Below are 20,202 nucleotides of genomic sequence, written 5' to 3' on the forward strand. Positions count from 1 at the left end.
TATGGCGAAAGGGATGTTTTTTTATGGATGAAAAAAGCGTAAAGCGTATATATCGCATAGGTATGGGTATGTTGATATTATTTGCGCTGCTTATAGTAAGGTTGGGTTCAGCTCAGCTCATAGATGGCATGGCCTATGCCGAGAAGGCTGTAAAGCAGCGTACGGTGCGTATAGCTTTGTATAATAGCAGAGGGCGTATATTAGACCGCAGCGGCATACCATTTACTGACAGAGAAACAACTAAAAAGCTTATCGTATTTCCGGCCATGGTACAGGATGATAGCGTTTATGGATATATATATTCTGTTACAGGAAAAAAGCGCGATGATATAAAAAAAGCTGCCGATAACCGCTCTTATGTAGTGCTCGACGTATCGGATAATACAACAGCTATGCCGCGAAACGCTGGCGGTATATTGTTGGCGGAAGTCCCACGCCGTTATAGCCAGAGCATGCTCGCGTTGCATGTCATAGGATATACAGATAAGAGCAATAGAGGCGTTCAAGGCATAGAGAAAGCATACGACAGCTTGTTGAAAGGTACCGGTTCATACAGCATAAACGCTGTGGTAGATGCCAAGCACCGTATGGTACCTGGGATAGGCTATACCGTCATAGACGAACGCAGGGGTGCACAAGACGTAACTCTTACACTAGATTACCATATACAGGGGGTAACTGAACGAGCCATGGATAAGAATAAAAATACGGGAGCGGCGGTGGTGATGGATGTGCATACCGGCGATATACTGGCTATGGCCAGTCGACCGACATTCGATCCGTATAGTATAGCGAGGGCTGATGGCGATGCGCTTTTAAACAAAGCTTTGCTCGATGTATCTCCGGGATCGATCTTCAAGATCGTGGTAGCGGCGGCCGCGCTGGATACAGGCAAAGCTGATTTAGATACCGAGTTCAAGTGTGACGGTTATGTGGATGTAAGAGGACGCAGGTTTGGTTGCGATGTGCATAAAGATGGAGCGGGTTTTTTGGATATGAGACAGGCATTCGCAGTATCATGTAACTCATATTTCATTCAACTAGCACAACTGGTAGGAGGAGACAATATAGTACGTTATGCCGAAGCCTTTGGCCTTGGACATGCCATAGATGGTATACCCGATCAACAACCGGGGTTACTTCCTATTAAAGAAGAATATGCCGGACCGGGCATAGGTAATCTGGCCCTTGGTCAAGGCAAAGTAGAAGCCACACCGTTGCAGATAGCCACTATGGTGGCTGCTGTGGCCAATGGAGGTGTTAAGCCTGCTGTGTCACTTGTAGAGGGGCAGGGCAGCGACCAATCGGTGCGCGTAGTCTCTTCGTCCACGGCCTACAAACTCATGACATTGATGAGAGAGGTTACAATAAACGGTAGTGGCAAACGAGCCTATTCCGACATGGTAGGCGGTACCGCGGGGAAAACCGGTACGCCCGATATGGGGCCTTACGCATGGTTTGCCGGGTACTTTCCGGCCCATGCACCCGAGTATGCCATAGCCGTATTGACTTATAATGATGGATATGGAGGTCAGATGGCAGCGCCTATATTTAAGGATATCGCCGAAGGCATCTATAAAATTTACAAATAAAACGGTACATGCACATATCATAGGTATCGCTCATATACTTTAAAGTGACATATTTATCGGTGAGGAGTGCATTATCATGTTATTGAGCATTATAGGCGGCGTTATCCTATCGTTAAAAGAAATACTGTTGCTGACATCATATGTGTCGAATAATAATTCATTTCCACAACCGTTATCCTACGAAGAGGAACGACATTATCTCGAATTATACGAACAGGGCGATCAACAGGCTAAAAATATACTTATAGAGCATAACTTACGCCTGGTGGCTCATATAGTAAAAAAATACAACAATGCGGTCAAAGATCCGGAGGATTTGATTTCGATAGGCACTATAGGCCTTATAAAAGGTATAACCACATTTGACTCGAACAAAGGCACAAGGCTGGCTACTTATGCAGCCAGATGCATAGAAAATGAGATATTGATGTACGTCCGCGCATCCAAAAAAGAGAAAAAAGAGGTATTCCTGCAGGAACCCATAGGTACCGATAAAGAAGGCAACGAAGTGACGCTGATAGATATACTAGGTACCGATGAAGATACTATTACCGACCAGGTATCGGATAAAATGCAGATAGCCAAGCTCTATAAAAAAATGGGGTCGGTACTGAAAGACCGCGAGCGCCTTATACTGGAGCTGCGCTATGGTCTTATCAACGGCAATGACAAGACGCAGCGAGAGATAGCGCAGATGCTCGGCATATCGCGCTCATATGTTTCGCGTATAGAGAAAAAAGCCTTGAATAAGCTGAATAAAGAGTTGCAGACCGAGGGATGCCATTAAGCATCCTTTTTAATTTATATAATGCTTCAGAAAGCTTACTGTGGCATAGTGATTATTAGGCTTGCTAACTGATTAGTCTCCGGCTCATGTGTTCCGGATATCGGTGAAACTAAAGCTCGTTTCGGGAATTTCCAACCACCTGTTTAGAGAAGGCTTAATATATATGCTGAGCGGGCTTTTGAAGCGTAGGACCACAGCAATCTGTGATTGCGTAGTCGTCCAGCTTCACAGCCGTAGCGAGGCATATATATTAAGCCGTGTCCTACACTTCGCTAAGTTTCATCAGATATCCTCCACAAAATCGCCTTGAGTCTAATCGTTACCGTCGCCTATACATAATGGTACCTGAACAGTCACTAGCATATGATAAAGTGGCAAAAATATATCTAAAGATATATTGAAATAACTTGTTTAATAAGATAAAATAGAAGTAATTAGAGGAATATTCAAATATTGCTTATGTTTATCGTAAAGGATGAAATCTGTGGCGGTCTAAACACGTGTTTAGGAGGAAAGAATGGATAGTACAGATATAGCGAAAATAGCCGGAGTTTCGAGAAGCACGGTATCAAGGGTTATAAACAACTATGCTAATGTTCCTGAGCAGACCAGGGAAAAAGTTATGAAAGTGATAAAGGAATATAATTATGTGCCACATGCGTCTGCCAGATCTTTGGTTAAGAAAAAAAGCCAAACAATTGGCTTGTTTATAATAGATGTTCATGAAAAAATGCATCCAGGTATATATAACAATACGTATTTTTCGCCTTTTACTGCGTCTGTTATAGATTATGCCAATAGAAAGAATTATTTTGTTTTGACCTTCAGCGTTTATAGATATGATGAACTAAGAAAAGTTCTGGATATTTTCCGAGAGGGGAGAGTAGACGCGGGCATTTTTATAGGCGTAAAGAATGGTGAAGAATCCCTACAGAAGATTATAAATGAAGGATATAAAATAGCTATTGTAGATTATGAAATAACCGGTATAGAAACTGCAAAAAATGCCTTGGTTATAAATGCTGATAACGAAGGTGGTGCTTATAAAGCTACTACATATCTTATAAAAAATGGGCATAAATCAATAGCTCATATAGCGGGTGACTTGAAAAAACTATCTGGCATACAAAGAATCAATGGTTACAGGAGAGCTTTGCAGGAGGCTGGTTTGGAGTACAAAGATGAGTTGATTTTTTATGGGGATTTTGATGCTGAAAGCGGTTATAAAGCGGCAAAGGAGATAGCTAATATTTCTCCAATGCCTACTGCTGTTTTTGCTGCCAACGATTCCATGGCGATGGGTGCTATGGAAGCCTTTAAAGAAGATGGCATAAAAATACCGGATGATATTTCCATAGTAGGGTTTGATGATATAGAATTGGCTTCATATGTACATCCGCCATTAACCACTGTCCGCGTTTTTCTTCATAAAATGGCTATGCTTGCGACGAATCGCATTGTAGATTTGATAGATTCTGGTACCACGAATTGCCACCACGATATTGTTGCTGTGGAATTGGTCGAAAGAGCATCGGTGAGAGCACTTAGGTAAGATAAGACGAATGGACTGTGGATGTACTTTTTGATAGCAGTTGTGAACACGTGTTTATTACTTTGAAGGAGGAGAGTAGTTATGGGATGTTCGAAATACGATAGGGTTTCAGAGTTAACGAAGCGCGAGAAGGATATTGTAAAATGCATAGTTAAAGGAATGTCTAATGAGGAAATAGCGAATTTATTGAATATAAGCGTTGGCACAGTTAAAATACATGTACATAACATACTTCAAAAGAAAGAAATGAAGAGAAGGGTAGACGTTATTCTGGAAGCGCTTGCCAATGGGCGGACTAATCAAAGAGCCTGAAGATCTCGGACATTAATACGAGCGACGAATATTCGAAAGAAATTACTTGGGCCAATGTTCTCATTTCGGCCAATAGGGGATAGTTCTGTGGATATTTTGGGGGCAAAGGAGTTAGCCATGGACAGATATTCAAAGAAGGGAAGATGAATTGTGAGATATGGTTATTTTGATAATGCCAGTAAGGAATATATTATTACTGATCCAAAACTGCCGGTAAAGTGGATAAACTATGTGGGGGGATTGTATTTTGGTGGCTTTGTGGATCATACGGGAGGGTCGTTGATTTGCAAAGGAGATCCGGCTATTAATCGAATTGTAAAATACATACCGCAACTTCCGGATTCGGATTTTAAAGGCGAAACATTATATATCAGGATAAAAGAGAACGATGGATATAAATTTTTTTCGCCTTTCTATGTACCTACGCTGGACAATTATGACCTGTATGAATGTCATGTGGGCTTGGGTTATTCAAGGATTATTTCTGAATTTTATGGTATTAGGGCTGATATAACGATCTATGTTCCTCATAAAAGCGACAGAGTGATCCGGGATATAAAGATTAGAAATTTGCGGAATAAACCTGTTGATATAGATGTTATTCCAGTTGTCGAATATACCCATTTCGATGCCTTAAAACAGTTTGACAATAACGATTGGGTTCCGCAGACCATGCAATCAAAAGCGGTGTATGAAGAAAATGGACTTATAACAATCACTCAGTTTGCATTTATGAGGAAAAATTCCTCGGTTAATTATTTTACTTCAAACAATTCTGTATCCTCATTTGAAACCGACAGAAGGCTATTTTTAGGTAACAATGGTTATGGAACATGGGCATGCCCCATTAGTCTATATAATGATGAGTTAAGCTCTTATGAAGCTTTAAGAGGAGATAATATCTGTGCGTTAATGCACCATCTGGGGCAGATGGATCCAGGGGGGGAGAAAAGGGTTATTACACAATTGGGACAGTGTGAAAATGTCAAAGAGGAGAAGAAAATAATCGATTATTATAGAAATGAGGAAAATGTTGATAAGGCATTCAGCGATTTGAAGAGTTTTTGGGATAAGTATCTTTCTACCCTGCATGTTGAAACGCCTGATGAAGATTTTAATACGATGGTTAATATTCATAATCCCAGGCAATGTTATATTACCAAGAATTGGTCCAGGTATCTGTCCTTGTATCAGATGGGACTTGGATCTAGAGGGATGGGATTCAGAGATAGTTCTCAGGACGTGCTCGGAATACTCGGCAATATGCCCGAAGAAGGTTGTGAGCTTATAGAAAAACTTTTGCAGGTACAAAAAATCGACGGTAGTGCTATGCATCAGTTTAATCCTGTTACTATGATTGCAGATGAAGGGGATGCTAGAGAAAGACAAGATCGTCCTAAGTACTATGGAGATGATCATCTATGGATTGTTTTAGCTGTTTCCACTTATTTGAAGGAAACGGGCGACATAGATTTTTTAGATCTCAATATACCATTTTATGACAAAAATAAAGATGGCTTGCCTTTGGAAAACGGAACTGTCATGGAACATTTACAGAGAGCAATCGAGTTTACTCATGATAATATAGGTCAACACGGTCTAGCTTTATTGGGTTTTGCGGATTGGAATGACACAGTTAATCTTCCTGCTGGAGCAGAATCGGTATTCAATGCCAACCTTTACGGGTATGCACTTCTTGAGATGATGGATATAGCAAGATACTTAAATGAGGTTGAACTTGCAAGAAAATATCAAAACTATCATGAGACTATGAAAAACGCTTTTAACGACGCTTGTTGGGATGGTGAATGGTATATAAGATATTTTGATAAAGACGGTAATGCGTTAGGGTCCAAGAATAATGATAAGTGTAAGATTTATGTTAATGCTCAATCATGGCCGGTTATTTCCCGATTTGCGCCCGCTGATAGGGCAAAGAAATCTTTAGGGGCTGTGTATAAATATTTGAATACATCTAAGGGCATTAAACTCAGTGCGCCTGGATATAATGGATACAATCCGGATATCGGAGGTATAACGACCTATCCGCCCGGAGCAAAGGAGAATGGTGGTATATTTCTTCATGCTAATATCTGGGCTATTATTGCAGAAACCATTGTTGGTAATGGAGATAGAGCCTATGAATATTATAACCAAATAAACCCGGTTACAAAAAATAATAATATTGATGAATTTGAGTGTGAACCCTATGTATATCCTCAAAATATCTTGGGCGATGAGCATCCTCAATTCGGTCTTGCCCGAAACAGTTGGTTGTCTGGAACGGCTTCATGGGCATATCAGGCGGCAACGAGATATATACTTGGTATTCTGCCTTCGCTGGAAGGGCTGATACTGGATCCTTGCATACCTGCACAATGGAATGGTTTTAGAGTGACTAGAAAATTTAGAAATGCTATTTATATTATAGAAGTGGCGAATACAGCGCATATGTCAAAAGGAATAAAAACGTTGATAGTGGACGGAAAGAAAATTAGGGGGAATATCATTCCTATTTATGATGACGGGAATGAACATATAGTCAGAGCTATCATGTGATAATAATTTCGTCGTTTTCAATATAATCTAACTGTTGTTTTACATGCTTTTGCTTTGTAAGAGGTATATACCTTCGATTCGTAATATAACAAATTCAGCGATGCAAGGATATAAATCCTACGCCCGCTCATGAAATATTGCGTAGGCGTACTCAATGAGTGCAGCGCAGAGCAAACGTAGGTCGGGCATGGACGCCCGACCAGCCGGCATTGAGCATGGACGCGAATTGCCGGCGTTAGCTTGCTCAAGCGAAACGAATTGTAAGTACGCCTACGCAATATTTCATGAGCGGGCGTAGGATTTATATCATTTGCATCGCTTTGTATCACCCGTTTCAGTTATATATTACGAATCGAAGGTATATACATTGCCTTGTAGCCTTCCTTCTATCTTATAACACATAATTGGTGCAGTTTATAAAAATAGTAAAAATATATCTTTGGATATATTGCAAATATTTGTTTAAAAAGGTAAAATAAAAGTAATTAGTAGATGTGTTTCAGCACTGTCTATCGTAAGGAAGATTGGTAGCGGCTTTATTGAGTATAAGCATTTTTACAGTAAAAATGTGGGGGATGATCTTTATGGTCTAGATATTTGCAATAGCGAAATAGTTTCTGGATTTTTTGGTTATGGGAGAAAAGATACGATGTAAAAAACGATTGGAGGAAGAAAATGAGTAGGAGAAGAAGTATATTAGCTTTTGCAATTGCTATGGTATTGGTTTTGTCATCGTTATGTGTTCCGGTTGCTGTAGGTAATAAGGCTAAAGCTGCTCCCTCCTTCAATTATGGAGAAGCATTGCAGAAGTCTATCTATTTCTATATGCAGCAACGCACAGGGGATTTACCGGATAACAATCCAGTAATATGGCGTGCTGACTCGTGCTTAAAAGATGGTGCGGATGTTGGCAAAGATCTTTCAGGGGGATACCTGGATGCCGGAGATAATGTTAAATTTGGATTGCCTATGGCATCGACTGCGGCAACGCTGGGATGGGGATTATATGAGTACGAAGATGCTTTTGCAAGCTCTGGGCAACTGGATGAAGCCTTGGAGGCCATACGTTGGGCAACGGATTACTTTATTAAATGTCATACTGCACCGAACGAATTTTATTATCAAGTGGGTTCGGGCAGTAGCGATCATGCATGGTGGGGACCTGTGGAAATTGTAGAAGATGTAATGCAACGCCCGTCATATAAGATTACCACATCATCACCTGGTTCGTGTGTTGCAGGAGCTACGTCTGCTGCTTTAGCCATAGCTTCTATAGTATTTGAGGATAGTGATCCGTCATATGCATCGACATGCCTTACACATGCGAAACAATTGTTCGACTTTGGCTGGGCAACACAAAGCGATGCCGGCTATACCGCTGCCAATGGTTTTTATGACTCGTGGAGCGGATTTTGGGATGAACTTTCGGCTGCCGCTGCGTGGTTGTATATAAAAACTGGCGATGAGACATATTTAACTAAAGCTGAAACAGCGGCAAACAACTGGGGAGATGAAGGCCAAACAGGCTACTGGGGATATAAGTGGACACATTCATGGGACGATATGCATTATATGGCTCAAATGTTGTTGGCAGAGATTACAGGCAAACAAATATATATAGACTCTGTAGAACGCAATCTCGACTTTTGGATGCCAGGAGGCGGGATCACTTATACGCCTGGCGGGTTAGCATGGTTGGATCAATGGGGTTCATTGCGATATGCCGCCAATGCTTCCTTACTGGCTTTTATATGGTCAGATTCGCCGATAGGAACTGCATCAAAGAAAGCAGGGTATAGGCAATTTGCAGAGAAACAGATCAACTATATACTGGGGAGTAACCCCCGGAATGGGAGTTATATTATAGGATTTGGGAATAATTCACCGAAAAATCCTCATCACCGGACGGCACACGGATCATGGGCGAACAGCTTGAGCGAACCGCCTGAAACCAGACATACGCTCTATGGAGCACTAGTAGGAGGGCCCAATGCCAGTGATTCGTGGACGGACAGCAGAGGGGACTATGTAAGCAATGAAGTGGCGTGCGATTATAACGCTGCATTGGTCGGCTGCCTGGCGAAGATGTACTCGTCGTACGGTGGCGCACCTCTCTCGGATTTTCCACAAGCATATCTGACACAAGATAAAGCACAGGACAAATATGCCGAATACTATGCTAATGCAAGGGTAACATCGGAGCAAACCAACTTTACCGAAATAAGCGTGGATCTTACAAATCACTCGGCATGGCCTGCACGTTCTCTCGATAGGATGTCTTATAAATACTTTTTCGATATAACCGAAATAGTGAATGCTGGACATTCTGCCAGTGAAATTACTGTGGCTAAAAATTATAGCGAAGTACCTGTTACTGTATCAGGGCCGACTAAATGGAGTGGTAATATATACTACATTACTGTAGACTATAGTGGATCAAAGATTTTCCCTGGAGGACAATCAGAGAGTGCTCGAGAAACGCAGGTGCGTATAGGCGTACCGACTGGAGTCCCTTGGGATCCATCGAATGACTGGTCGCATAAAGGATTGACTAATACGGCCAGCAAGAGCGACTATATACCTGTGTATAATGCAGGTGTGCTTTTGGGTGGACAGGAACCCGGGGGGACACCACCGTCGGATACGACACCGCCTGCAGTGCCTACAGGATTGACGGCCACAGCAGTAAGTTCGAACAGCATAAGCCTCGATTGGGCTGATAATACGGACAGCGACTTGGCTGGATATAAAGTATACAGAAGCACGGTCAGCGGTTTTACCCCTGGTAGTGCCAACTTCGTAAAACAGGTAACAACCAGCGCTTACACCGATACGGGTTTGACTGCCGATACAACGTATTATTATAAAGTGACAGCGGTGGATACCAGCGGTAATGAATCACAGCCTTCGGCACAGGCCAGCGCTAAAACACAACAAGGTGGAGGTACAACACCGCCGGGAGAATACACAGAGATAAGCCTGCCGTTTACCCACGACGGAGCAGGGGAATATTACTGGAAGACAAATAAACTTTCCACTGACCCCAATGACTGGAGCCACTATATAAACTCGTGGAATCTCGATCTTCTTGAGATCAACGGGAAAGACTACACCAATGTATGGGTGGCACAGCACCAGATAGCCCCTTCGTCAGACGGCTATTGGTATATTCACTGCAAAGGGAGTTTCTCATATTCTCATGTAGAGATTAAATAGGTAATGCAAAAGAGGGAGGACTGTACGTTTTCCCTCTTTAATATTTAAAGGGGGTGGTTGCCATGAGCTAGAGCTAAGGAAACATATAAGTATATGGAAAGGTACTATTTTTAGATTGATGAACTGGAGGAAGAAAAAATGATCAAAAAGAAGATACTGGTTTTTGCGATTGTTGCGGTATTGGTTATGTCGTTATTATGTGGGTCGACTGGAAATCCGGGTAAGATTAAAGCAGCTTCTTTAGAATCATCTGAGGAATCCGTGTATTATAATCGGTTTATGGAACTCTTCAACGACATACAAACCAAAGGATACTTAAGCCCGGAAGGCGTACCGTATCACAGCGTGGAAACATTAATGGTGGAAGCGCCGGACTATGGACATTTGAGTACCAGTGAGGCGTTTAGCTTCTTAACATGGCTGTATGCGACATATGGCAAGCTTACAGGAGATTGGTCATATTATAAAAAAGCTTGGGATGTAACTGAAAAATATATAATACCGGATCCTGCAAAAGATCAACCTGGAGTAAATACTTACCCGGCGAATGATCCTGCGGACTATGCGCCAGAGGGCGATTTACCACAAGACTATCCGGTTGCTGGAGATACAAGTTTTCCTACCGGAGTTGATCCTATATCTGATGATTTGTACAGCACATATGGCAGCAAGGCTTATTATCAAATGCATTGGCTGTTGGATGTGGATAATTGGTACAAATACGGCAATCATGGAGATGGGACGAGCAGGTGTTCATATATAAACACTTATCAACGTGGACCACAAGAATCTGTATGGGAAACCGTTCCGCACCCTTCATGGGAGGACTTTACGTGGGGTGCTAAGAATAATGGCGGTTTCTTGCCTTTGTTTGGTAAATTCGGCACACCGGCAAAACAATGGCGGTATACGTCAGCCTCGGATGCCGATGCCAGGCAGGTACAAGCTTCGTATTGGGCATTACAGTGGGCTCGTGAACAAGGAGCAGAATCTCAGATAAGCAGCTATACAGCTAAAGCTGCTAAAATGGGGGATTGGTTGCGTTATACGATGTTTGATAAGTATTTTCGTCCGATAGGGGTACAGAACAGCAATGCAAAGGGTACCGGCTATGATAGCTGCCATTATTTATTGTCATGGTATACATCATGGGGTGGAGATACAGGAGGAGCATGGAGCTGGCGTATAGGTTGCTCACATGTGCACCAGGGATATCAAAATTTGATGGCGGCTTATGCTTTGTCTAAGGAACCAGCTATGAAGCCTCTATCCCAAAATGGGCAGAAGGATTGGGGTACGAGCTTAAATCGTGAAATAGAGTTGTATCAATATCTACAGAGTGCTGAAGGAGCCATAGCTGGTGGGGTTACCAATAGCCTGAATGGAAGATATGAACAGTACCCTTCGGGTGCAAGTACATTCTATGATATGGTTTATGATTGGCAGCCTGTGTATCATGATCCGCCAAGCAATAACTGGTTTGGATTCCAAGCATGGTCGATGGAAAGAGTAATAGAATACTATTATCTTACTGGTGATGCAAAAGTTAAGCCGCTAGTGGATAAATGGGTTGATTGGGCTATGAGTGAAACCCATCTTAAAGCCGATGGTACGTTCGAAATACCGTCTACTTTGAACTGGAGTGGCCAACCCGATAAATGGACAGGTACACCTACGGGTAATCCAAACCTTCATGTAACAGTGCAAGATTGGGGAACGGATGTAGGCGTAGCAGCATGTTTCTCTAAAGCACTGACATACTATGCGGCTGCATATGAGAAATGGCAAGGCAGTGCCGATGAAGATGCTAAACAAATGGCTAAAGAATTGTTAGACAGGATGTGGACATTATACAGGGATGATATCGGAGTGGCAGTACCGGAAGAAAGGGCTGATTATTCAAGATTCTTTGATGAAGTTTATATTCCGAATGACTACACTGGCGTAAATGCTCAAGGGGCTACATTGAAAAACGGAATGACATTCATAGATATGAGGCCTGCGTATAAAAATGATCCCGATTATCAGAAAGTATTAGATGCTCATAATCAAGGTAAAGCACCAGTTATGACATACCATCGTTTCTGGGCACAGGCAGATATAGCTATGGCAAATGCCATGTATTATGTTTTCTTCGATTCGGAGGGCCCGATAACACCTCCGCCGTCGGACACCACACCACCTGCAGTACCTACAGGATTGACGGCCACAGCAGTAAGTTCGAGCAGCATAAACCTTGATTGGGCTGATAATACGGACAGCGACCTGGCTGGATATAAAGTATACAGAAGCATGACGAGTGGATTTGCACCTGGCAGCTCCAACTTCGTGAAGCAAGTAACGACCAGCGCTTACACCGATACGGGTTTGACTGCCGATACAACGTATTACTATAAGGTGACTGCAGTAGATACCAGCGGTAATGAATCGCAACCTTCGGCACAGGCCAGCGCTAAAACACAACAAGGTGGCACAACACCGCCAGGAGAATATACTGAGATTACTTTACCGTTTACCCACGACGGAGCAGGGGAATATTACTGGAAGACAAATAAGCTTTCCACTGACCCCAATGACTGGAGCCACTATATAAACTCGTGGAATCTCGATCTTCTTGAGATCAACGGGAAAGACTACACCAATGTATGGGTGGCACAACACCAGATAGCACCATCGTCTGATGGTTACTGGTATATTCACTGCAAGGGGAGTTTCTCATACTCTCATGTAGAGATTAAGTAAACTGTTATCAGAGAGGGAAAACTGTATGTTTTCCCTCTCTGATATTTCTTCAATTGCGTTGTATATATAGCAAACCGTAAAGCAGGCATAGGGTTTATAAACATTGCAAATGCTGAATTTAGGTATCTTATGAATCGCAGTAGTATTAAAGGGGATGGTTTCTATAAGCCGGGTTTAAGTAGGTATGTAGGCATATAGAAAATATTATTTTAGAGCAGATAAATTGGAGGAAGAAAAATGAGCAAAAAGAAGATACTGGCTTTTGCGATTGTTATGATGTTGATTGTGTCATTATTATGTGGTACTGTGGTACACTTGAATGAAACTAAAGCGGCTCCTTCGATCGCATCTACAGGTATAGATGTGAGCAGTTTAAAAGGGGTTAATCATGCACATACCTGGTATCCAGATAGGCTGGTTCAAGCTCTGCAAGGCATTCAGTCATGGGGAGCCAATTCTGTGAGAGTTGTCTTAAGTAATGGATGCAAGTGGGCAAAAAATAGTGCTAGTGATGTAGCAAATGTGATATCTAAAGCTCAACAGCTCGGTTTTACAGCAGTTATATTGGAAGTGCACGATACTACAGGATATGGAGAAGACAGCTCAGCTTGTTCGCTTAATGATGCCGTAGCCTATTGGAAAGAAATTCAGAGCGTTCTTATAGGTAAAGAAGACTTCGTTATAATAAATATAGGTAATGAACCATATGGAAATAATAATTATCAAAACTGGACACAGGATACTATTGATGCTATCAATGCGTTAAGAGAAGCAGGATTTAATCATACTATCATGGTAGATGCACCGAACTGGGGACAGGATTGGTCATTTACAATGAGGGATAATGCTCCAAAGGTATATGCAGCGGATCCGAATAAAAACATGGTGTTTTCTATCCACATGTATGGGGTTTATAACACGGCTCAAAAAGTGCATGATTATTTCCAAGCATTCAAAGATATGAATTTACCTCTGGTAGTTGGTGAATTTGGAAACCAGCATTCCGACGGAGATCCTGATGAAGAAGCTATAGTGAGCTATGCAAAACAGTATGGTATTGGATACCTTGGTTGGTCATGGTGCGGTAATAGCGGTGGTGTGGAGTATCTCGATATGGTAAATAATTGGGATGCGAACAGCCCTACTTCTTGGGGAAACTGGTTTAAAACCAATGCTCTTGCAGAAATTACGCCGCCGTCGGACACCACACCACCTGCAGCACCTACAGGATTGACGGCCACAGCCGTAAGTTCGAGCAGCATAAACCTCGATTGGGCTGATAATACGGACAGCGACCTGGCCGGATATAAAGTATACAGAAGCACGTTCAGCGGTTTCACACCTAGTAGCGCCAACTTCGCGAAGCAGGTAACAAGCAGCGCTTACACCGATACGGGCTTGACTGCCGATACAACGTATTACTATAAGGTGACGGCAGTAGATACCAGCGGCAATGAATCACAACCATCGGCACAGGCCAGCGCTAAAACACAACAAGGTGGAGGTACAACACCGCCGGGAGAATATACTGAGATTACTTTACCGTTTACCCACGACGGAGCAGGGGAATATTACTGGAAGACAAATAAACTTTCCACTGATCCCAATGACTGGAGCCACTATATAAACTCGTGGAATCTCGATCTTCTTGAGATCAACGGAAAAAACTACACCAATGTATGGGTGGCACAACACCAGATAGCACCTTTGTCAGACGGTTACTGGTATATTCACTGCAAAGGGGGTTTCTCATACTCTCATGTAGAGATTAAGTAAACTGTTGCAAAAGGGTAGGCCATACGGATTTTTCTCTTTGGTTTGTACTTAGTGGTTTGCGGTGCTTTTTAATAGAGTTTGTGCAATTGTGATGGCATTAAAAACTATAGTTTTCTCAGCTTTATTAAGGGCATTGTAGCATAAAGAATTTCTATATCGGTGTGTAGCATATGAGGCGATCCTTGAAAGATCATTTAGTGTAGAGCATTTTGAGGTTAAGTAAAAGAATAAAGAATGATTGGAGAAAGAAAAATGAATAAGAGAAAAATGTTGGCTTTTATGATTGCTATAGTATTGATCCTGTCATCATTGATGACTTCGACCATCGTAGTGAGGAAAACCGAGGCGGCTGCTTCATCTATTGTTGCAAGTCACGGGATGCTAAAGGTTGTTGGTAATAAGGTATGTGATGCTTCGGGAAAGCCTATTCAGTTGAAAGGTATGAGTCTTTTTTGGAGTCAATGGTCTACTCCTTTTTGGAACGCAGATTTAGTGAATAACCTTGCATCTACCTGGAATGCTACGTTAATACGTGCTGCTATGGGAGTAGATGAGGGAGGTTATATATCAAATCCTCAGGTAGAGAAACAGAAAGTAATAACGGTAGTAGATGCGGCAATTAATGCCGGAATATATGTTATAATAGACTGGCATAGCCATGATATTCATACTTCTGAAGCTGTTGCATTTTTTGGCGAGATGGCACAAAGGTACAAGAACACACCCAATGTAATTTTTGAGATCTTTAATGAACCGGATTATGAATCGTGGGCACAGGTAAAAACTTATTCTACACAGGTTATAAACACAATACGTTCGACCGGAGCACAAAATCTTATTCTGGTAGGTTCTCCTACGTGGTCCCAGGATGTAGATGTAGCTGCCAATGATCCGATTACTGGGTTTAGTAACATTGCATACACCCTTCATTTCTATGCTGGAACGCATAAACAATACTTAAGAGATAAAGCAATTACTGCCATGTCAAAGGGGCTTGCCCTTTTTGTATCCGAATGGGGAACTTGCGATGCGTCAGGTAATGGTAATTTGGATCTTACGGAGTCGCAAAGATGGATAGATTTTATGAATCAATACCAGATAAGCTGGGCTAATTGGTCTATGAACGATAAAGCTGAAACAGCATCGGCTCTTGTTGTGGGCGCGAGTACTACAGGTCCATGGCCGGATTCTCAGCTTACTGAGTCGGGTAAATTCGTAAAAGCCAAAATAATGGAGAATACACCTGTGCCGCCATCGGGAGGTACAACACCGCCGGGAGAATATACTGGAATCGGTTTACCATTTACCCACGACGGAGCAGGGGAATATTACTGGAAGACAAATAAGCTTTCCACTGATCCCAATGACTGGAGCCACTATATAAATTCTTGGAATCTCGATCTTCTTGAGATCAACGGAAAAGACTACACCAATGTATGGGTGGCACAACACCAGATAGCACCTTCATCAGACGGTTACTGGTATATTCATTACAAAGGGAGTGCTTCCTCGGCTCATATGGAGATGAAATAGTTTTGTATTGGAGGGGAAAAGAGTGTACTTCTTTTCCCCTCCATCGAACCAGGCGAAAGGATGATGTTAATAGCTTTTGTCATGCTATTAAATGATCGATTTAATTAAAAAGGAGGAGCCCTATATGATAAAAGGAAATATAAAAAACAAATTTGTTCTTTGGTTAATAATACTTGTGATGATAGGCAATGTTGTTATTTCAACAATGTCAGTTAATGCAGCGGAAGGAACACCGGATATGCAGGCATATGTTGAAGCTATGCAGCCAGGTTGGAATTTGGGTAATACTTTCGATGCCACTGGCGATGAAACGTCATGGGGTAATCCGATTACTACAAAAGAATTGATAAATGCCGTGGCTGCTCAGGGCTTCAAAAGTATCCGTATTCCTGTAACATGGGATCAGCGCATAGGAAGTGCCCCGGAGTATACTATAAATCCTGAGTTTTTGACACGGCTTAAGGAGGTTATAGATTGGTCTTTAGACGCCGGTCTCTACGTTATGCTCGATATGCATCATGACTCGTGGCTATGGGTTATTAATATGAAATCGCAGCACGATGAAGTGCTAGCGAGATATAATGCGGTTTGGCGGCAAATTTCCGAATATTTTAAGAATTATCCTAATACCTTAATGTTTGAAAGTATTAACGAGCCGTCCTTTACTCAGGGGTGGAGTAGCACGGTGGATCCGACAGACTTAGCCTTGTTGGATGAGTTAAACACGTCATTTTATAATATAGTACGCAATTCGGGAGGCAATAATACTACTCGGCCGCTTGTTTTACCTACACTGGGATGCTCTCCGACCGAACCTCAAATTAGCAATCTTATTGGTACGATATCTAAGCTAAATGATAAAAATATAATTGCTACCGTTCATTATTATGGATATTGGCCGTTCAGTGCAAATGTTGCAGGTACGACGACGTTTGACGAAACGACAAAAAAAGATCTGGAAGACACTATAGATCGAGTTTATAATGCATTTATGAACCAAGGTATCCCGGTTATAATAGGAGAATATGGATTATTGGGGTTCGATAAATCGTTGGATACTATAGAGCATGGTGAAGTGTTAAAGTATTTTGAGTATTTGACATATTATGCAAATGCAAAAGATATCACGCTTATGTTATGGGATAATGGTCAGCATTTTAATAGATTTTCTTTTGCGTGGAGCGATCCAGATCTATACAATGTAATAATAGCGGGATTCAAGGAACGTTCTTCATATACCGAGAGAGACTTTATCTATCTAAAAAAAGGGTTACCAATCCAAGACGTTAATACTAAGATTTATCTTAACGGTAATTCTCTGCTATACATTAAAAATGGCGATGAAATTTTGAGTGACGGTGTAGATTATAGTATTACTCAAGACACCTTAACTTTCAAATCATCCTTGCTTCAAAGATTAGTGACGGGTCAATATGGAGTAAATAGCATTTTAACATGTCATTTTTCAAGAGGTGCTGATTGGAAAATTAAAATTATTTATTATGACATACCTGTATTAAAGGAATCTGCAGGCACAACTTCAGGATTTTTTATACCGACTGATTTTAACGGTGATAGTTTGGCAACGATGGAGGCAACTTATACTAGTGGAGGTAATGCTGGCCCTCAGGACTGGACGCCTTTTAAAGAATTTGGTTATGCATTTACTCCTTTATATGATTCAAATCAGATAAAATTAACCAAAGAGTTCTTCGATGAGACTAGAGATGGTGAAATATTGCTTAAAATGCATTTCTGGAGTGGAAATGTTATAGAGTATATAATTCAAAAAGCAGGGACAACGGTAACTGGGCATCCATTGACGCCAGTGACTCCGCCACCATCGGATACGATACCGCCTGCAGCGCCTACAGGATTGACGGCCACAGCAGTAAGTTCGAGCAGCATAAACCTTGATTGGGCGGATAATACGGACAGCGACCTGGCTGGATATAAAGTATACAGAAGCACGGTCAGCGGTTTTACACCTGGTAGCGTTAACTTCGTAAAACAGGTAACGACCAGCGCATACACCGATACGGGCTTGGCTGCCGATACAACGTATTACTATAAGGTGACGGCAGTAGATACCAGCGGCAATGAATCACAACCATCGGTACAGGCCAGTGCTAAAACACAACAAGGTGGAGGTACAACACCGCCGGGAGAATATACTGAGATCACTTTACCGTTTACCCACGACGGAGCAGGGGAATATTACTGGAAGACCGACGATTTTTCCACTGCCCCCAATGACTGGAGTCGCTATATAAACTCGTGGAATCTCGATCTTCTTGAGATCAACGGGAAAGACTACACCAATGTATGGGTGGCACAACATCAGATAGCCCCTTCGTCAGATGGTTACTGGTATATTCACTGCAAGGGGAGTTTTCCATACTCCCATGTAGAGATTAAATAGGTAATGTAAAAGAGGGAGAACTCTACGTTTTCCATCTTTAATACTTAAAGGGGGTGGTTGCCATGAGCTAGACTCAATAGCTGCTAAATTGTATTTGGTGATATGCTTGCATGAAAAACATAATATGCAAAAACGATTGGAGGAAGGAAAATGAGTAGGAAGAATGCATTGGCTTTTATAGTTGCGATAGTGATGGTTGTATCGTTACTATGTGGCCCGGCTATAAGTTCAAATGGAGCTAAGGCGGCTCCTGTCACTGGCGAGAAGTTTTTGGGTAATATCTTTAGCGGTAGTTCGGAACCACTAAAGTTCAAACAGTATTGGAACCAGATAACACCGGAGAACGCAGGTAAATGGGAATCTGTGGAGGGTTCTAGAGATAGTATGAATTGGGGTACTCTGGACGCCATATACAATTACGCAAAGAGCAATAACATGCCATTTAAATTTCATACTCTTGTTTGGGGAAATCAACAACCTTCATGGATAAGTTCACTTTCACAAACTGAGCAACGTGCGGAAGTGGAAGAGTGGTTTGCTGCTGTAGCAGGTCGTTACGATGATCTCGATTTTATAGACGTAGTGAATGAGCCTTTACATGCCCCACCTTCTTATAGGAATGCTTTAGGCGGGGACGGAAGTACTGGATGGGATTGGGTAATCACGGCCTTTCAATTAGCGCGTCAATATTTCCCGAACAGTAAACTGCTTATCAACGATTACGGTATTATTGCCGATCCCAGTGCTGCGCAGAGATATGTCAGCCTCATCAATTTGCTTAAGGCCAGAGGACTTGTCGATGGGATAGGTATTCAGTGCCATGCCTTTAATATGGATACGGTGAGTGTGTCTACTATGAATCAGGTGTTGACTATTCTTGACAGCACCGGACTTCCGATATATGTATCTGAACTGGATATGAATGGCGATGATCAGACGCAACTCCGACGCTATCAAGAAAAATTTCCTGTGCTATGGGAGCATTCATCAGTAAAGGGTATAACTGTCTGGGGATATATAGAAGGTCAGACCTGGCAGAGTGAAGCATACCTTCTACGTTCCAATGGCACAGAACGACCGGCGCTGACATGGCTAATGGGATATGTTGGAAGTGGTTCTCCGCCACCATCGGATACGATACCGCCTGCAGCGCCTACAGGATTGACGGCTACAGCAGTAAGTTCGAGCAGCATAAACCTTGATTGGGCGGATAATACGGACAGCGACCTGGCTGGATATAAAGTATACAGAAGCACGGTCAGCGGTTTTACACCTGGTAGCGCTAACTTCGTAAAACAGGTAACGACCAGCGCATACACCGATACGGGCTTGGCTGCCGATACAACGTATTACTATAAGGTGACTGCAGTAGATACCAGCGGTAATGAATCACAGCCTTCGGCACAGGCCAGCGCAAAAACACAACAAGGTGGAGGTACAACACCGCCGGGAGAATATACTGAGATCACTTTACCGTTTACCCACGACGGAGCGGGGGAATATTACTGGAAGACAAATAAGCTTTCCACTAATCCCAATGACTGGAGCCACTATATAAACTCGTGGAATCTCGATCTTCTTGAGATCAACGGGAAAGACTATACCAATGTATGGGTGGCACAACACCAGATAGCACCATCGTCTGATGGTTACTGGTATATTCACTGCAAGGGGAGTTTTTCATACTCTCATGTAGAGATTAGGTAAACTG

General features: G+C 42.3%; 11 protein-coding genes. All 11 read left to right on the forward strand.

Annotation, left to right across the window (positions count from 1 at the left end; genetic code table 11):
* Nucleotides 1-23: 23 nt before the first annotated feature.
* The 11 genes from MAHAU_RS05500 (at nucleotide 24) to MAHAU_RS15350 (ending at nucleotide 20,198) form a co-directional block, all read left to right on the forward strand.
* Nucleotides 24-1,592 carry a peptidoglycan D,D-transpeptidase FtsI family protein gene (locus MAHAU_RS05500; protein ID WP_013780733.1) on the forward strand — a complete coding sequence of 523 codons (1,569 nt, stop codon included), beginning with the start codon at nucleotides 24-26 and terminating at the stop codon, nucleotides 1,590-1,592.
* A 76-nt stretch (nucleotides 1,593-1,668) separates the two neighbouring features.
* Nucleotides 1,669-2,379 (forward strand): RNA polymerase sporulation sigma factor SigK, encoded by a 711-nt coding sequence (sigK, locus tag MAHAU_RS05505; protein ID WP_013780734.1) that lies wholly within the window; start codon nucleotides 1,669-1,671, stop codon nucleotides 2,377-2,379.
* A 517-nt stretch (nucleotides 2,380-2,896) separates the two neighbouring features.
* Nucleotides 2,897-3,931, forward strand: a complete 1,035-nt coding sequence (locus tag MAHAU_RS05510) for a LacI family DNA-binding transcriptional regulator (RefSeq protein WP_013780735.1) — start codon at nucleotides 2,897-2,899, stop codon at nucleotides 3,929-3,931.
* Nucleotides 3,932-4,012: 81 nt separating this feature from the next.
* Complete coding sequence (locus tag MAHAU_RS05515) at nucleotides 4,013-4,243, forward strand: response regulator transcription factor (RefSeq protein ID WP_041643880.1); 231 nt, start codon at nucleotides 4,013-4,015, stop codon at nucleotides 4,241-4,243.
* Nucleotides 4,244-4,390: 147 nt separating this feature from the next.
* Nucleotides 4,391-6,802, forward strand: coding sequence for a GH36-type glycosyl hydrolase domain-containing protein (locus tag MAHAU_RS05520; RefSeq protein ID WP_041643882.1), 2,412 nt, complete (start codon nucleotides 4,391-4,393; stop codon nucleotides 6,800-6,802).
* 675 nt (nucleotides 6,803-7,477) lie between these two features.
* A complete protein-coding gene (locus tag MAHAU_RS05525; RefSeq protein ID WP_013780737.1) occupies nucleotides 7,478-10,018 on the forward strand; it encodes a glycoside hydrolase family 9 protein in 2,541 nt (846 codons plus the stop codon).
* 138 nt (nucleotides 10,019-10,156) lie between these two features.
* Nucleotides 10,157-12,760 carry a glycoside hydrolase family 48 protein gene (locus tag MAHAU_RS05530; protein WP_013780738.1) on the forward strand — a complete coding sequence of 868 codons (2,604 nt, stop codon included), beginning with the start codon at nucleotides 10,157-10,159 and terminating at the stop codon, nucleotides 12,758-12,760.
* Nucleotides 12,761-12,997: 237 nt separating this feature from the next.
* A complete protein-coding gene (locus MAHAU_RS15935; protein ID WP_013780739.1) occupies nucleotides 12,998-14,536 on the forward strand; it encodes a cellulase family glycosylhydrolase in 1,539 nt (512 codons plus the stop codon).
* A 252-nt stretch (nucleotides 14,537-14,788) separates the two neighbouring features.
* Nucleotides 14,789-16,069: a cellulase family glycosylhydrolase gene (locus tag MAHAU_RS05540; RefSeq protein ID WP_013780740.1), complete on the forward strand. Its 1,281-nt coding sequence runs from the start codon at nucleotides 14,789-14,791 to the stop codon at nucleotides 16,067-16,069.
* Nucleotides 16,070-16,193: 124 nt separating this feature from the next.
* A complete protein-coding gene (locus MAHAU_RS05545; protein WP_013780741.1) occupies nucleotides 16,194-18,491 on the forward strand; it encodes a cellulase family glycosylhydrolase in 2,298 nt (765 codons plus the stop codon).
* A gap of 150 nt (nucleotides 18,492-18,641) precedes the next feature.
* Nucleotides 18,642-20,198 carry an endo-1,4-beta-xylanase gene (locus MAHAU_RS15350; RefSeq protein WP_013780742.1) on the forward strand — a complete coding sequence of 519 codons (1,557 nt, stop codon included), beginning with the start codon at nucleotides 18,642-18,644 and terminating at the stop codon, nucleotides 20,196-20,198.
* The last annotated feature ends 4 nt before the right edge of the window (nucleotides 20,199-20,202 follow it).

The sequence above is a fragment of the Mahella australiensis 50-1 BON genome, assembly GCF_000213255.1.
In the GTDB taxonomy this organism is placed as follows: Bacteria; Bacillota; Clostridia; order Mahellales; family Mahellaceae; genus Mahella; species Mahella australiensis.

Excerpts from the sequence above, each read along its gene's own strand:
- MAHAU_RS05500 (WP_013780733.1), top strand. The coding sequence starts at position 24 with ATGGATGAAAAAAGCGTAAAGCGTATATATCGCATAGGTATGGGTATG.
- sigK (WP_013780734.1), top strand. The coding sequence starts at position 1,669 with ATGTTATTGAGCATTATAGGCGGCGTTATCCTATCGTTAAAAGAAATA.
- MAHAU_RS05510 (WP_013780735.1), top strand. The coding sequence starts at position 2,897 with ATGGATAGTACAGATATAGCGAAAATAGCCGGAGTTTCGAGAAGCACG.
- MAHAU_RS05515 (WP_041643880.1), top strand. The coding sequence starts at position 4,013 with ATGGGATGTTCGAAATACGATAGGGTTTCAGAGTTAACGAAGCGCGAG.
- MAHAU_RS05525 (WP_013780737.1), top strand. The coding sequence starts at position 7,478 with ATGAGTAGGAGAAGAAGTATATTAGCTTTTGCAATTGCTATGGTATTG.
- MAHAU_RS05530 (WP_013780738.1), top strand. The coding sequence starts at position 10,157 with ATGATCAAAAAGAAGATACTGGTTTTTGCGATTGTTGCGGTATTGGTT.
- MAHAU_RS15935 (WP_013780739.1), top strand. The coding sequence starts at position 12,998 with ATGAGCAAAAAGAAGATACTGGCTTTTGCGATTGTTATGATGTTGATT.
- MAHAU_RS05540 (WP_013780740.1), top strand. The coding sequence starts at position 14,789 with ATGAATAAGAGAAAAATGTTGGCTTTTATGATTGCTATAGTATTGATC.
- MAHAU_RS05545 (WP_013780741.1), top strand. The coding sequence starts at position 16,194 with ATGATAAAAGGAAATATAAAAAACAAATTTGTTCTTTGGTTAATAATA.
- MAHAU_RS15350 (WP_013780742.1), top strand. The coding sequence starts at position 18,642 with ATGAGTAGGAAGAATGCATTGGCTTTTATAGTTGCGATAGTGATGGTT.